The organism is Stenotrophomonas sp. YJH_SMC_94-11, from assembly GCF_059370435.1.
Genome location: NZ_JCAFTR010000003.1, coordinates 218,571 through 231,842 on the forward strand (window position 1 = coordinate 218,571; position 13,272 = coordinate 231,842).

General features: G+C 67.1%; 14 protein-coding genes. 10 read left to right on the forward strand and 4 right to left on the reverse strand.

All coding sequences use genetic code 11. The features are described 5' to 3' along the window. Positions 1 to 241 precede the first annotated feature (241 nt). From AC5P74_RS07735 to AC5P74_RS07745, 3 genes are read left to right on the forward strand one after another with little or no spacing between them, the layout of a single operon-like run. Entirely contained in the window at positions 242 to 1,201 is a 960-nt protein-coding gene (locus tag AC5P74_RS07735; RefSeq protein WP_053498639.1) for an HlyD family secretion protein, read from the forward strand. A 20-nt stretch (positions 1,202 to 1,221) separates the two neighbouring features. Then, positions 1,222 to 2,145, forward strand: coding sequence for an ABC transporter ATP-binding protein (locus AC5P74_RS07740; RefSeq protein ID WP_188248385.1), 924 nt, complete (start codon positions 1,222 to 1,224; stop codon positions 2,143 to 2,145). Next, complete coding sequence (locus AC5P74_RS07745) at positions 2,142 to 3,254, forward strand: DUF2705 family protein (protein ID WP_372485956.1); 1,113 nt, start codon at positions 2,142 to 2,144, stop codon at positions 3,252 to 3,254. Before AC5P74_RS07740 ends, AC5P74_RS07745 begins: the two co-directional genes overlap by 4 nt. A gap of 60 nt (positions 3,255 to 3,314) precedes the next feature. Here the strand turns inward: AC5P74_RS07745 and miaB are convergent, their stop codons facing one another. Continuing rightward, positions 3,315 to 4,733: a tRNA (N6-isopentenyl adenosine(37)-C2)-methylthiotransferase MiaB gene (miaB, locus tag AC5P74_RS07750; protein ID WP_049435924.1), complete on the reverse strand. Its 1,419-nt coding sequence runs from the start codon at positions 4,731 to 4,733 to the stop codon at positions 3,315 to 3,317. Positions 4,734 to 4,919: 186 nt separating this feature from the next. Continuing rightward, positions 4,920 to 5,540 (reverse strand): glutathione S-transferase family protein, encoded by a 621-nt coding sequence (locus AC5P74_RS07755; protein ID WP_005415942.1) that lies wholly within the window; start codon positions 5,538 to 5,540, stop codon positions 4,920 to 4,922. Positions 5,541 to 5,621: 81 nt separating this feature from the next. Here AC5P74_RS07755 and AC5P74_RS07760 point away from each other — a divergent pair, with 81 nt between their 5' ends. The 7 genes from AC5P74_RS07760 (at position 5,622) to AC5P74_RS07790 (ending at position 11,643) form a co-directional block, all read left to right on the forward strand. Further along, positions 5,622 to 6,590: a helix-turn-helix transcriptional regulator gene (locus AC5P74_RS07760; RefSeq protein WP_495204873.1), complete on the forward strand. Its 969-nt coding sequence runs from the start codon at positions 5,622 to 5,624 to the stop codon at positions 6,588 to 6,590. Between the two features lie 45 nt (positions 6,591 to 6,635). Further along, the gene (locus AC5P74_RS07765; protein WP_495204874.1) at positions 6,636 to 7,556 is read left to right on the forward strand and encodes a lytic transglycosylase domain-containing protein; all 921 of its coding nucleotides are present in this window, start codon (positions 6,636 to 6,638) and stop codon (positions 7,554 to 7,556) included. Positions 7,557 to 7,714: 158 nt separating this feature from the next. Further along, positions 7,715 to 8,335 (forward strand): ubiquinol-cytochrome c reductase iron-sulfur subunit, encoded by a 621-nt coding sequence (gene petA, locus AC5P74_RS07770; protein ID WP_004151998.1) that lies wholly within the window; start codon positions 7,715 to 7,717, stop codon positions 8,333 to 8,335. Then, entirely contained in the window at positions 8,335 to 9,594 is a 1,260-nt protein-coding gene (locus tag AC5P74_RS07775; RefSeq protein ID WP_005415946.1) for a cytochrome b, read from the forward strand. The genes petA and AC5P74_RS07775 overlap by 1 nt, the downstream gene beginning before the upstream one ends. Next, positions 9,587 to 10,336, forward strand: coding sequence for a cytochrome c1 (locus AC5P74_RS07780; protein ID WP_049414892.1), 750 nt, complete (start codon positions 9,587 to 9,589; stop codon positions 10,334 to 10,336). The genes AC5P74_RS07775 and AC5P74_RS07780 overlap by 8 nt, the downstream gene beginning before the upstream one ends. Positions 10,337 to 10,470: 134 nt before the next feature. Continuing rightward, on the forward strand, positions 10,471 to 11,106 hold the full coding sequence (locus AC5P74_RS07785; RefSeq protein WP_005415948.1) for a glutathione S-transferase N-terminal domain-containing protein: 636 nt from the start codon (positions 10,471 to 10,473) through the stop codon (positions 11,104 to 11,106). A gap of 84 nt (positions 11,107 to 11,190) precedes the next feature. Then, positions 11,191 to 11,643 (forward strand): ClpXP protease specificity-enhancing factor, encoded by a 453-nt coding sequence (locus tag AC5P74_RS07790; RefSeq protein ID WP_005415949.1) that lies wholly within the window; start codon positions 11,191 to 11,193, stop codon positions 11,641 to 11,643. A gap of 104 nt (positions 11,644 to 11,747) precedes the next feature. Here the strand turns inward: AC5P74_RS07790 and AC5P74_RS07795 are convergent, their stop codons facing one another. Further along, entirely contained in the window at positions 11,748 to 12,098 is a 351-nt protein-coding gene (locus AC5P74_RS07795) for a DUF3301 domain-containing protein (protein WP_005415950.1), read from the reverse strand. Between the two features lie 67 nt (positions 12,099 to 12,165). Continuing rightward, positions 12,166 to 13,155 carry a DUF2272 domain-containing protein gene (locus AC5P74_RS07800; protein ID WP_346607605.1) on the reverse strand — a complete coding sequence of 330 codons (990 nt, stop codon included), beginning with the start codon at positions 13,153 to 13,155 and terminating at the stop codon, positions 12,166 to 12,168. Between the last annotated feature and the right edge of the window lie 117 nt (positions 13,156 to 13,272).

Sequence of the window (13,272 nt, forward strand, 5' to 3'; positions counted from 1 at the left end):
ACGGTCGGCCGCTCCTGTGACGGCAGCGCATCTTCCGCTGCCAGGCAGCCAGTACGGCCGCCCCCGTCCGGTTCTCCACACCGGCTGTGGAATGATGCTGAATCAAGCTGTGGATAGGTGGCGAGGAACCTTGCAGCAAAAGGCTCGCCCGTACGTGGCTAAAAAACCGTCAGGGCTGATCGGAATCATTGAGGGTGCACGGGGCAGGTGGCACCGTGTCGCCGTCGCAGGAGGGGATGGCATGGGCATCGGCAACGGGATGCGTGGACTCGGGCTGGCGGGCATCGGCCTGCTGGCGGGCTGTGGGCAGTCAACGCCAACGGCGCTGGGCACACTGGAGTGGGACCGGATCACGGTGCCGGCGCCGGCGGCCGAGGTGATCGCCACGGTGGAGGTGCGCGAGGGCCAGCGGGTCAAGGCCGGGGCCGTGCTGATGCAGCTCGACCCCGCCCGCGGCGACGCGCAGTTCGCGGCGGCGCAGGCCGACACGGCGCGCGCGCAGGCCCAGCTGGAAGAGCTGAAGCTCGGCCCGCGGCAGGAACAGATCGCACAGGCCCAGGCACAACTGGCCGCGTTGCGCGCGCAGTCTGCTGAAGCCACTGCCTACTATCGTCGGGTGCAACCATTGGCACGCCAGCGCCTGATCGCCGCCGCCGAGCTGGACCGTGCACGGGCAGCCGCCGGCAATGCCGCGGCCAGCGTGCGTGCCGCCGAGCAGGCCTGGCTGGAACGGGTGCACGGCAGTCGCGCGCAGGACATCGCTCAGGGCCAGGCGGCCGCCGACGCCGCACAGGCGCAGCAGGTGGTGCAGGGCGTCAACCTGCAGAAGCTGCAGCTGCGCGCACCGCGCGATGGCGTGATCGATGCCTTGCCCTACCGGCAGGGTGACCAGGCACCGATCGGGGCGCCGCTGGCGGTGATGCTGGTCGGCGAGCGCCCCTATGCGCGCGTCTACCTGCCGCAGCCGCTGCGCCTGCAGGTCAAGGTCGGTCAGCCGGCACAGATACAGCTGGAGGGAGGGGGCACCACCGTACTGAAGGGCCATGTGCGCGCGATCCGCAGCGAGCCTTCTTTCACCCCGTACTACGCACTGACCGGCGATGACGTCGAGCGCCTGAGCTACCTCGCCGAGATCGAAGTGGATGCAGCCAGCGACATGCAGAAGCTTCCGGCCGGACTGCCGGTGCAGGTGCGCTTCTGAACACCGGTGCGGACATCGCGGTGCATGCGCAGGGCCTGACTCGCCGCTTCGGTGAACTGCTGGCCGTGGACAAGGTCGACCTGACCGTCCCGCGCGGGCAGGTGTACGGCTTCCTGGGCCCGAACGGGTCAGGCAAGTCGACCACCATCCGCATGCTGTGCGGCCTGCTGGAACCCAGTGCGGGGCAGATCGAGGTGCTGGGCCTGGCGGTTCCCGAGCAGGCCGAAGCACTGCGCCGGCGCATCGGCTACATGACCCAGCGCTTCTCGCTGTACGAAGACCTGTCGGTACGCGAGAACCTGGAATTCCTCGCCGCCATCCAGGACCTGCCGCGCAACCAGGCCCGGCAACGGGTCGATGCGCTGCTGCAGCAGTACCGGTTGCAGGACCGGCAGCCGCAGCTGGCCGGCACGCTCAGTGGTGGACAGAAGCAGCGCCTGGCCCTGGCCGGCGCCGTGGTGCATTCGCCCGAACTGCTGTTCCTGGATGAGCCGACCAGCGCGGTCGACCCGGAATCGCGCCGCGACTTCTGGGAGGCCCTGTTCGAACTGGCCGACGCGGGAACCACGGTGCTGGTGTCGACCCATTACATGGACGAAGCCGAGCGCTGCCATCGCCTGGCGATCCTTGATCGCGGCGCACTGGTGGCCGACGGCACGCCGGCCGAGCTCTGTTCACGGCTGCAAGGACGCACGCTGCAGGTCACGTCATCGCAGCCACGCCAGGCCAGCCGCGTGCTGGCCGAGCTGCCCGGCGTGCTGAGCGTGGCGCAGATCGGCACCCATCTGCGCGTGCTGTGCAATGAGGGCGCAGCGGATGTCGCAGTGCTGCGGCGCGCGCTGGCCAGCGCCGACCCGCAAGCGCATATCGGAATCGTGGCGCCGAACCTGGAGGACGTGTTCGTGGCCGCCACCCGTGGCCGTGGCAGGGAGCCAGCGGCATGAACCTGCGCAGGCTGTGGGCGATCATGCTCAAGGAGCTGCGGCAGCTGCGCCGCGACCGCATCACGCTGGCGATGATCGTCGGCATTCCGGTGATGCAGCTGCTGCTGTTCGGGTATGCGATCAACCTCAACCTGCGCCACCTCGATGCGGGTATCGCCGACCAGGCCAACAGCGCCGCCTCACGCGCGCTGGTGCAGGACATGGTCGCCACCGGCGTGATCACGCCACGCAGCGAGGCCTACACGCCGGACCAGCTGATGCAGGCGCTGCGCCGCGGCGAGATCAGCGTCGGCATCGTGGTGCCGGCCGACTTCGAGCGTCGCCGCTTCGATGGACGCGAAGCGGTACAGGTGCTGGTCGATGGCAGCGACACCGTGGTGCAGAGTGCAGCGATCCAGCTGGCGCAGGTGCCACTGGATACGCGCCCGACCAGCAATACGCGGCCGCTGCGCGAAGGCAGCATTGCCGGTGGCCAGGTCAGCGTGACCAGTTTCTACAACCCGCAACGGCGCTCGGCGGTGAACATCGTGCCCGGCCTGATCGGGGTGATCCTGACCATGACCCTGGTGATGTTCACGGCGGTGGCGGTGGTGCGCGAGCGCGAGCGCGGCAACATGGAACTGCTGATCGCCACGCCGGTATCGCGCAGCGAACTGATGGTCGGCAAGGTGCTGCCCTATGCAGCGATCGGTCTGCTGCAGACCACGTTGGTGCTGGTGCTGGGCACCTGGCTGTTCCAGGTGCCGATTCGCGGCAGCCTGCTCGACATCTACCTGGCCGCGGTGCTGCTGGTGCTGGCCAACCTGGCGCTGGGCCTGCTGATCTCCACGCGCGCGCGTTCGCAGTTCCAGGCGATGCAGATGACCCTGTTCCTGTTCCTGCCGTCGATCCTGCTGTCGGGCTTCATGTTCCCGTTCGCCGGCATGCCGCGGCCGGTGCAGTGGCTGGCCGAGGTGCTGCCGCTGACCCACTTCCTGCGCCTGGTGCGCGGCATCATGCTGCGCGGCGCCTCGCTGTGGGAGCTGTGGCACGACGCACTGGCGCTGCTGGCCTTCATCGTGGTGATGATGGCCCTGGCGATCCTGCGTTTCCGCAAGCGGTTGGATTAGTGAATGCCGACCAACGGTCGGCATCTACCCCGGTGGGTGCCGACCGTGGGTCGGCACGCCTTATTCCGCAACCACCCGCGCGCGCAGCGAATTGGTCAGCGCTTCGGTGATCACCACATCCACGAACTGCCCGATCAGGCGCGCAGGCGCCGGGAAATTCACCGACCGCATGTTCTCGGTCTTGCCGGTCAGCTCGTTCGGGTTCTTGCGCGACGGCCCTTCCACCAGCACGGTCTGCACGGTACCGACCATCTTCTCCGAGATGCTGGCGGCGTGCGCATTGATGCGCTCCTGCAGGCGCGACAGGCGCGCATGCTTCTCGGCATCGCTGATCGTGTCCTCCAGATCGGCCGCCGGCGTACCCGGTCGACGCGAATAGATGAAGGAGAAACTGTGGTCGAAGCCGATGTCCTCGATCAGCTTCATGGTCTTCTCGAAGTCGGCATCGGTCTCGCCGGGGAAGCCGACGATGAAGTCCGAGCTGATTGAAATGTCCGGGCGCACCGCGCGCAGCTTGCGGATCTTCGACTTGAATTCCAGCGCGGTGTAGCCGCGCTTCATCGCCGACAGCACGCGGTCGCTGCCGGCCTGCACCGGCAGGTGCAGGAAGTTGGCCAGCTGCGGAACGTCGCGGAACGCATCGATCAGCGAATCGCTGAACTCGAGCGGGTGCGAGGTGGTGAAGCGGATGCGGCCGACCCCATCGATCTCGGCGATGGTGCGGATCAGCAGGCCAAGGTCGGCAAACTCACCGTCTCCATACGGGCCGCGATAGGCGTTGACGTTCTGGCCGAGCAGGTTGATCTCGCGCACGCCCTGCGCGGCCAGCTGCGCCACTTCCACCACCACGTCCTCGAACGGGCGGCTGACTTCGGTGCCGCGGGTGTAAGGCACCACGCAGAACGAGCAGTACTTGGAACAGCCTTCCATGATCGACACGAACGCCGAGGCACCTTCGGCGCGTGGCTCGGGCAGGCGGTCGAACTTCTCGATCTCGGGGAAGCTGATGTCCACCTGCGGGCGCTTCTGCTCGCGGCGTGCGCGGATCAGTTCCGGCAGGCGATGCAGGGTCTGCGGACCGAACACAAGGTCCACGAACGGGGCGCGCTTGATGATCGCTTCGCCTTCCTGCGAGGCAACGCAGCCGCCCACGCCGATGATGACCTCGCGGCCCTTGTTCTTCAGGCCCTTCCACACGCCGAGTTGGCTGAACACCTTCTCCTGCGCCTTCTCGCGGATGGAGCAGGTGTTGACCAGGATGACGTCGGCGTCGTCCGGGCTGTCGGTCAGTTCCAGGCCATCGCTGGCGGCAAGCACGTCGGCCATCTTGGCCGAGTCGTACTCGTTCATCTGGCAACCGTGGGTCTTGATGTACAGCTTGCCCTTGACCTGGTCAGGCTTGCGCGGACCAGCGGGCAGGGCAACGAGCGGGGTACCGCCCGGCGTGGCGGGCGGAAAGACGTCTGGCGTCCCGGTCATGGCGCTTAATCCATTCGGGTGGCGGGAAAGCGGGCAATTCTACCCGCATCCCGCGCCAGCCGCCGCGCCCTTGTAGAGCCGAGCCCACGCTCGGCTGCTCTTCCCGCTTCCCATGGGGCAGCCTGGCATGGCCTGGCTCTATTGAAGCCAGCCGAGCGTGGGCTCGGCTCTACAAGGGGGCGCTGCTTACGCCGCCGCCAGCTCCGCATCGATCTGCCGCGAACGGTCGAAGGCGGTCATCGCGCTCATCCGTGCGATGTAATCAGCCGTGGCCGGCGCAGGCTGCACCAGGCCGAAGGCCGTGGTCCAGGCCAGCGCATTGCCCCACAGCACGTCGGCGGCACTCATCGTCTCGCCGAGCAGGTACGGGCCCTGCGCCAGCTGGGCCTCGACCACCTGCAGCACGGTCTCGGCGTCGTTGTACGGCGACATCAGGCGCGGCGGCGGCTCGCGGTGCATCGCCTTGTCGATCATCGCCGGCTCGAAACAGGCACCGTAGAAGGCCATCCAGCGCAGGTAGGGGCCGCGCAGGGCGTCGCCGATCGGCGGGGCCAGCCCGGCCTCCGGATACAGGTCGGCCAGGTACAGATAAATGGCGACCTGCTCGGTCACCAGTGCGCCGTTGTGGACGATGGCTGGCACCTTGCCCATCGGGTTGATGGCCAGATAGGCCGGGGCCAGGTTGGCACCGGCCTTCAGGTCCAGCACCTGCATGCGGTAGTCGGCACCCAGCGCTTCGAGCAGGGCCACGGCGCCGCTCGAACGGGATCTGGCGGCGTGGTACAGGGTGATCTGGCGTGAGTTCATGGCATTGCTCCTTGCGGTGGGTGGGTGAACTGGAAGCCATCCTGAGGCACTATTGCGGACGACTTCTGTCCTCGATTCTTCATGCGCCATACCGCCCATCGACTGCTGCGCCTGATCGCCCTGCTGCAGGCCCGCCGCCAGTGGTCCGGGGCTGAGCTCGCCGAGCGCATGGGCGTGGACCGGCGCAGCATCCGCCGTGATATCGAACGCCTGCGCGAACTGGGCTATCCGGTGCGGGCCTCATCGGGGGTCGGCGGCGGCTATCAGCTCGGGGCAGGGGCACCGGTGCTGCCGATGCTGCTGGACGAGGACGAGGCGACGACCCTGGCGATCGCCCTGCGTGCCGCGTCAGCGACCGTCGCTGGCATCGACGACACCGCGCGGGGCCTGTTGTCCAAGCTCGATCCGCTGGTCCCCACCCGTCGCCGGCGGCAGGCCGGCGAGGTGCATGCGGCGACGGCCACCCTGTCCGACCTTCCCTCCACCGACGCACGCCTGCTGGGACGGCTGGCCCAGCACTGCCGGCAGGCGTCACGGCTGGCCTTCGAGTACCGCAGTGCGCAGGAGGAGGTGACCCAGCGCGAGGTCGAGGCGCAGCACCTGGTCAACTATGGGCGGCGCTGGTACCTGCTGGCCTGGGACCTGGGCCGCCAAGACTGGCGCACCCTGCGCGTGGACCGGATGGGCGCGGTGCGCGAATGCTCCGGGCCGGGCATGCATCGGCGCCCGCCCGCGCCCCCGGACGTGATGGTGCGGCAGGCGGTCAGCCAGGCGCCCTTCGCGCTGCAGGCCATCGTCCGCCTGGCCGGCAGCCGCACCGAGCTGGAAGGGCGCATCCCGCCGTGGTGTGGTGTGCTGGAGGCTGATGGTGCCGACCATTGCCTGTTGCGCATGGGCGCCGAGAGCCGCGGCATGATGCTGGCGCAGATCCTCAGCCTGGACCGGGTGCCGGTGGCGTTGTGGACCACACCGCCGGGCCTGCGCGATGAGCTGGCACAGCGTTTGGCCGGATTGGGCCAGGCGCTGGCTGTGCCGCCGGTCACAGGCTGAGCCACATCGCTTGGCAAGCCCCGGCGAAGCTGGGACACTCGCGGCATGAAGGGGATACTGGGGACAACGGCGATCATCATCGCTGCGCTGACCGCTGCGCCGGCCAGCGCTGGCACCCTGTACAAGTGCCAGGGCGCCGACGGGGTCACCAGCTACGTTAGCATGCGAGTGGCCGGCGCGCGCTGCAGCAGCATCAGCTACAGCCGTGATACCCGCCCGGCACCGCGCCCCGTGGTGGCCGCACCGAAGCCTGCGCCGACCTCGGTGGCCAGCATCGAACGCAATCCGGTCGCCGTGGCGGCCAGCGCCGCTGCGCCCGCTGCGGTCGCGCCGACGCCTGCTGCACCCGCGCCTGCCGCGGTACCGACGGCCTCGCGGGCCGGGCGGATGGTCAGCGGCCAGGTCTATTCCTTCATGAAGGATGGGGTGCGCCACTACACCAGTGCGCGGCCGACCCAGGTCGCCAACCTCGGCCCGGTGCGTACCATCCGCTACAGTTTCATGGAGCGCTGTTATGCCTGTGGCGTCAACCCACGCGTGGACTTCGGTTCGGTGCGCTTGAACACCACCGCGTTCCAGACCGAGATCACCTCGGCCGCACGCGAGTTCGGCGTCGAAGAAGCCGTGGTGCGCGCCATCATCCACGCCGAGTCGGCCTACAACCCGACTGCGCTCAGCCGCGCCGGCGCGCAGGGCCTGATGCAGCTGATGCCGCCGACCGCGGCCCGCTTCGGGGTCAGCGATTCCTACGATGCCGCGCAGAACATCCGTGGTGGCGTGCAGTATCTTGCGTGGTTGCTGAAGCGCTTCAATGGCGACCTGACCCTGGCTGCGGCCGGCTACAACGCCGGCGAAGGCGCGGTCGACCGCCACGGTGGCGTGCCGCCCTACAGCGAGACCCAGTACTACGTGCGCCGGGTCGGACAGCTGGCCGAGCGTTACCGCACCGCATTGACACACCAGTAGTGCCGGCCGCTGGCCGGCAACCCCGTAATCAATGTTGTTGCAATGCGTTGTGTGGCGCGCGACGGTTCCGCTACACTCGCCCATGATTCAATGCGGCTCTGGCCCCCACCGGATCCGCTGGCAGCCTTAAAGCTACCTAATCAATATCGGAGTGCCGGATGGCCAACGATGGGGTACACGATCCAGTCAACACCGGACGTCGGCGTTTTCTTTCTGCCACCACTGCTGTGGTTGGCGCCGTCGGCGTCGGATTCACCGCCGTTCCTTTCATCAAATCCTGGAACCCCAGTGCCCGTGCCAAGCTTGCCGGTGCACCGGTGGTGGCCGACATCAGCGCCCTGCAGGAAGGCCAACGCCTGATCGTGGAGTGGCGTGGCCAGCCGATCTGGATCGTCAAGCGGTCCAAGGCGATCCTGGATGCACTGCACGGGCTGGATGGCCGCCTCAAGGACCCTGAGTCCGGCGAGAAGGACCAGCAGCCGGACTACGTGCTGAAGCAGAATCCCGAGCTGCGCTCGATCAAGCCGGACATCTCCGTGCTGGTCGGCCTGTGCACGCACCTGGGCTGCTCGCCGGAAATGGTCGCCGAGATCCGGCCTGAGCCCTACGACCCGCAGTGGAAGGGGGGCTACTTCTGCCCCTGCCACAAGTCGCGCTTCGACATGTCCGGCCGCGTCTTCAAGGATGTGCCGGCACCGATCAACCTGAAGGTGCCCGCGCACCATTACCAGGACGACAACACCATCATCATCGGTGTCGATCCGCAGGGGGCAGCCTGATGGCCAATATCCTCGCCCGTACCGCCAGCGGCGTCGCCGACTGGGTCAATGCCCGCGCGCCGGGCCTGATGCCGGTCTACCGCAAGCACGTTACCGAGTATTACGCGCCGAAGAACTTCAACATCTGGTACTACTTCGGTTCGCTGGCACTGCTGGTGCTGGTCAACCAGATCGTCACCGGCATCTTCCTGACGATGCACTACAAGACCAACGCCGCCGAGGCGTTCGGCTCCATCGAATACATCATGCGTGATGTGGAGTGGGGCTGGCTGATCCGCTACATGCACTCCACCGGCGCCTCGCTGTTCTTCATCGTGGTCTACCTGCACATGTTCCGCGGCCTGCTGTACGGCAGCTACCAGAAGCCGCGCGAGCTGGTGTGGATCCTGGGCATGCTGATCTACCTGGTGCTGATGGCCGAGGCCTTCATGGGCTATGTGCTGCCGTGGGGCCAGATGTCGTTCTGGGGCGCCAAAGTGATCATCTCGCTGTTCGGCGCGATACCGGTGATCGGCAACGGCCTGACCGAATGGATCATGGGCGACTACCTGCCCAGTGACGCCACGCTCAACCGCTTCTTCGCGCTGCATGTCATCGCACTGCCGCTGGTGCTGCTGTTGCTGGTGGTGCTGCATCTGGGCGCGCTGCACGAAGTGGGGTCGAACAACCCCGATGGCGTGGAGATCAAGAAGGGGCCGAAGGGCAACCGCTGGTCGCCGAATGCTCCGGCCGACGGTATTCCGTTCCATCCGTACTACACGCTCAAGGATGGTGTCGGCGCCGGCTTCCTGCTGATCATCGCCGCCTTCATCATCTTCTTCGCACCGGGCTTTGGCGGCCTGTTCCTGGAACACGACAACTTCACCGAGGCCAACCGCCTGGTGACCCCCGAACACATCAAGCCGGTCTGGTACTACACGCCTTACTACGCGATGTTGCGCGTGGTACCGAACAAGCTCGGTGGCGTGCTGGTGATGTTCTCGGCCATCGCGATCCTGTTCCTGGTGCCGTGGCTGGACAAGGCCAGGGTGAAGTCGGTGCGCTACCGCGGCTGGATCTCGAAGGTGATGCTGGGCGTGCTGGCGGTGTGCTTCGTGTGGCTGGGCGTGATCGGCTCCGGCCCGGGCACCGACGTGCATGAAACCTACATCGGGCGGGTGCTGACCTTCCTGTACTTCGCGTTCTTCATCACCATGCCGCTATGGACAAGGTTGGACAAGACCAAGCCGGTACCGGAGAGGGTGACCACGCATGACTGAGCGCTGGATGGTCCGGCTGGCCCTGACGGCCACCCTGATGCTGGGCAGTTTCCTGGCCTCCGCCGCCGAGGGCGGCACCAAGCTGCTGCAGGCCGGCAACGACCTCGGTGACCGCGCCTCGCTGCAGCGGGGTGCGCAGCTGTACATGAACTACTGCTCCGGCTGCCACGCGCTGAAGTACCTGCGCTACTCGCGGATGGCGCAGGACCTGGGCCTGACCGAAGAAGAGGTGATGAACAACCTCAACTTCACCGGCTCGGCGATCGGCGACCCGATCCCGGTGGCGATGCCCAAGGAAAACGCGGAGAAGTGGTTCGGCAAGATGCCGCCCGATCTCAGCCTGATCGCGCGTGTGCGTGGCAGCGACTGGGTCTATACCTATCTCAAGTCGTTCTATCTGGACAGCAGCCGCCCGTTGGGCTGGAACAACGCGCTGTTCGCCAACGCCTCCATGCCCAACCCGCTGTGGGAGATGCAGGGGCTGCAGCATGCGGTGCACGGCAAGGCGGAAGCGCCCGGTATGGACCCGCCGGTGACCGGCCTGAAGATTGAAACGCCGGGATCGGTGGACGCCGGGCAGTACGACCAGGCCGTGCGGGACATCACCAACTTCCTCGAATACGCCGGCGAACCGGCCGCACTCAAGCGCCAGCAGCTGGGCGTGTGGGTGATCCTGTTCCTGGCCCTGCTGACCTTCCTGCTGTACCTGCTGAAGAAGGAATACTGGAAGGACGTTCACTGATTCTGCCACCGGCCATCGCATGGGCCTATTGGCTTTTGTGATGGTCGGTTGCACACTCGGGGAGGAGTCGACCGCTGGCACGGTGCCGGCGGCGCCGATGCGGCAGGCGGTCTCCTGTCGTGGGAGAGCCTTTGATGGCGGCGAGCGTACGCATGCGCAATACACTGACGCTGTTTTCCTCGAACGACGACGTACTGTGCCACCGTGTACGCCTGGTCCTGGCGGCCAAGGGCGTCACCTTCGACTTCGTTCCGGTCGATCCGCAGAACCCGCCTGAAGACCTGATCGACCTCAATCCGTACCACTCGGTGCCGACCCTGGTCGAACGCGAGCTGGTGCTGTACGCCGCATCGGTGGTCAGCGAGTACCTGGATGAGCGCTACCCGCATCCGCCACTGATGCCGGTCGACCCGCTGTCGCGTGCACGCATCCGCCTGGCCATGCTCCGCATCGAGCACGACTGGGTGCCGCAGGTGCAGGCCATCCAGCTGGGCAACAAGACCCAGGCCGAGGCCGGGCGCAAGCGCCTGAAGGAACTGCTGACCGCCTCGCTGCCGCTGTTCAAGGCCAGCAAGTTCTTCCTCAACCCGGAAATGAGCCTGGCCGACTGCGCGATGGCGCCGATCATCTGGCGCCTGCAGTCGCTGGATGTGCCGCTGCCGAAGGACGGCAAGGCGATCGAGGACTACGGCAACCGCATCTTCCGCCATCCGGGATTTGTCCGCAGCCTGACCGAGCAGGAAAAGAAACTGCGCGACCTGCCGGTCTGATCCGGCCCCGCGTTACCCGTCTGCACGCCGACCGGCGTGCAGACGATCCGCCCCGGCGGGGCGCCGGGCGCGTACACTTCACGCATGACCGAAGACTTCTTCCACATGACCAGCCACCGCCCGTACCTGCTGCGGGCGCTGGTGGAATGGATCAACGACAACCAGCTGACCCCGCACATCCTGGTCGACGCCGGCGTCCCCGGCGTGCAGGTCCCGCCTTCGGCGGTCAAGGATGGCCGGGTCGTGCTCAACATCGCCGAACGTGCCGTGGTGCGGCTGATGATCGACAACGAAATGGTGAGCTTCTCGGCCCGCTTCTCCGGAACCAGCTACCCGGTGCAGGTGCCGATCAGCGCCGTGCTGGCGGTCTACGCCCGCGAGACCGGGCAGGGCATGGCATTGCCGGATGACATTCCGGGCAACGAAACCGCACCGACCCGCGATGAGCTGCTGCACGAGGAAGGCACGCCGCCGGACGACACGCCGCCGGCCAGTCCGCCGCCGAAGGGCCGCCCGAACCTGCGCGTGGTCAAGTAACCCTTCCGACGCCGCCCCGATGGGCGGCGTCTTCCTTTGCAGGTTTTACCGGTGGGTGCCGGAATTGTGTGGGTGCCGACCGTTGGTCGGCACACCTTCAGTTCTTACACATCCTCGGCGTCCTCCACATCCGGCCGGATCTGGCTGATCCGCGCGGCACCGGGGCCGGTGAACGAGATCAGCTGGTCGCCACGCAGCACCATGCGGCCCACGTGGCGATCGATGCCATCGTAGGAATACTCGAACTTGAAGGTGCGCTCGAAACCGAGCCGGCCATCTTCGCCACGCGACAGTCGCAGGCCGGTGGCGTGCACCGCCTGGTCCAGCCACTGCACGTCGGCGGCGCGGCAGGCATTGCGTCCCAGCTCGACCGCGCGCTCGGCGGCCGAGCGTGCGGCGTTCCAGAAGAAGTAGATGATTCCGCCGGCAATCAACAACAGCAGCAGGGTAGGCATGGCGTCAGCCGTCAGAGGTCGATCCGGCAAAGATGGCGGCGAACGTGCGCTGGATCAAGCACGGGTATCACCGCCTCGGCGGTGGCTGGCCCGTCGTCGCCGCTGCGGGCGCGTTGGCCGGTACGGCCTGCATCGGCGCTGCGGAGGGTGACGGCATCACCAATGGCGCAGTCGCGGTCAGCTGCAGCAGCGCTGCCCAGTCCTGGCGGTTGAAGCTGCATTCGTCCTCGCGGCCCGGCGTGCAGCTGGGGTCGATGCCGGTGCTGTTGCGTTCGCGTGCCGGGGGCAGCTTGATCAGCCCGGTGCGGTCCAGCGGCAGCAACCGCATCGCCACGGTGTTCATCACGTTGCCACCGACCAGGTACAGGGTCTGGTCGCCTCCCAGGTTGGCAGCCACCACCACTTCGCAATGCGATTTCCAGTGGCCCACCGAACCGTTGCCCAGCGCCTGCACCAGCCCGCTGTAGCTGAGCGTCGTGCTGCGGTCGCGCAGGAAGCACAACAGGTCGCCCGGTGCGGGCTTTGCGGTCGCGGGATCGACCAGCCGGTACGGCACGCCCGAGGGGCCGCCCTGGTACGCGGCACGGATGTAGTCGATGTGGCGCGGCGACGTGTTGAAGCCGGGAACGCCGGCCTGCACCATCACCCAGGAAATGAAAGCGGCCGACCACGGGTTGTCGATCAGGAACGCGCGGCAGTCGCTGTCGGTGTAGCGCGTGCCCAGTGGTGCCAGACAGCTGCTGGCGCCGGCGATGCTGCCCATCGCGTTGAGCGTGCCGCTGTTGCGCCAGTAGCCGGCCACGCGCTGCCAGGCGATCAGGCCGTTGTCGGCCAGGTGATCGCTTTCGGCTTCGGTGACGCTGAGGCTGGCGGCGCGGCCATCGCGATCGATGAAGGGCCGGAACCACAACCGGTGCTCGTTGCAGGCGGTATTGCGGATGGCCACCGCCAATGGGCTCAGGCCGAAGCGGGGAGGGACATCGCAGGCTTCAGCGGCTGCGGCGGACAAGGGGGCTGCCGCGAGCAGCAGACAGGCAGGCAAGAGCATCCGGCGCATGCGCGGCTCCTGTGGGGGATGCCCGCAGCGTCGCAGAGGCTGGCGTAGCCGAGCCGTGAAGGCGCCCGGGTCGTGTAGAGCCGAGCCTACGCTCGGCTCCACAAGGTCTCCCGTAGG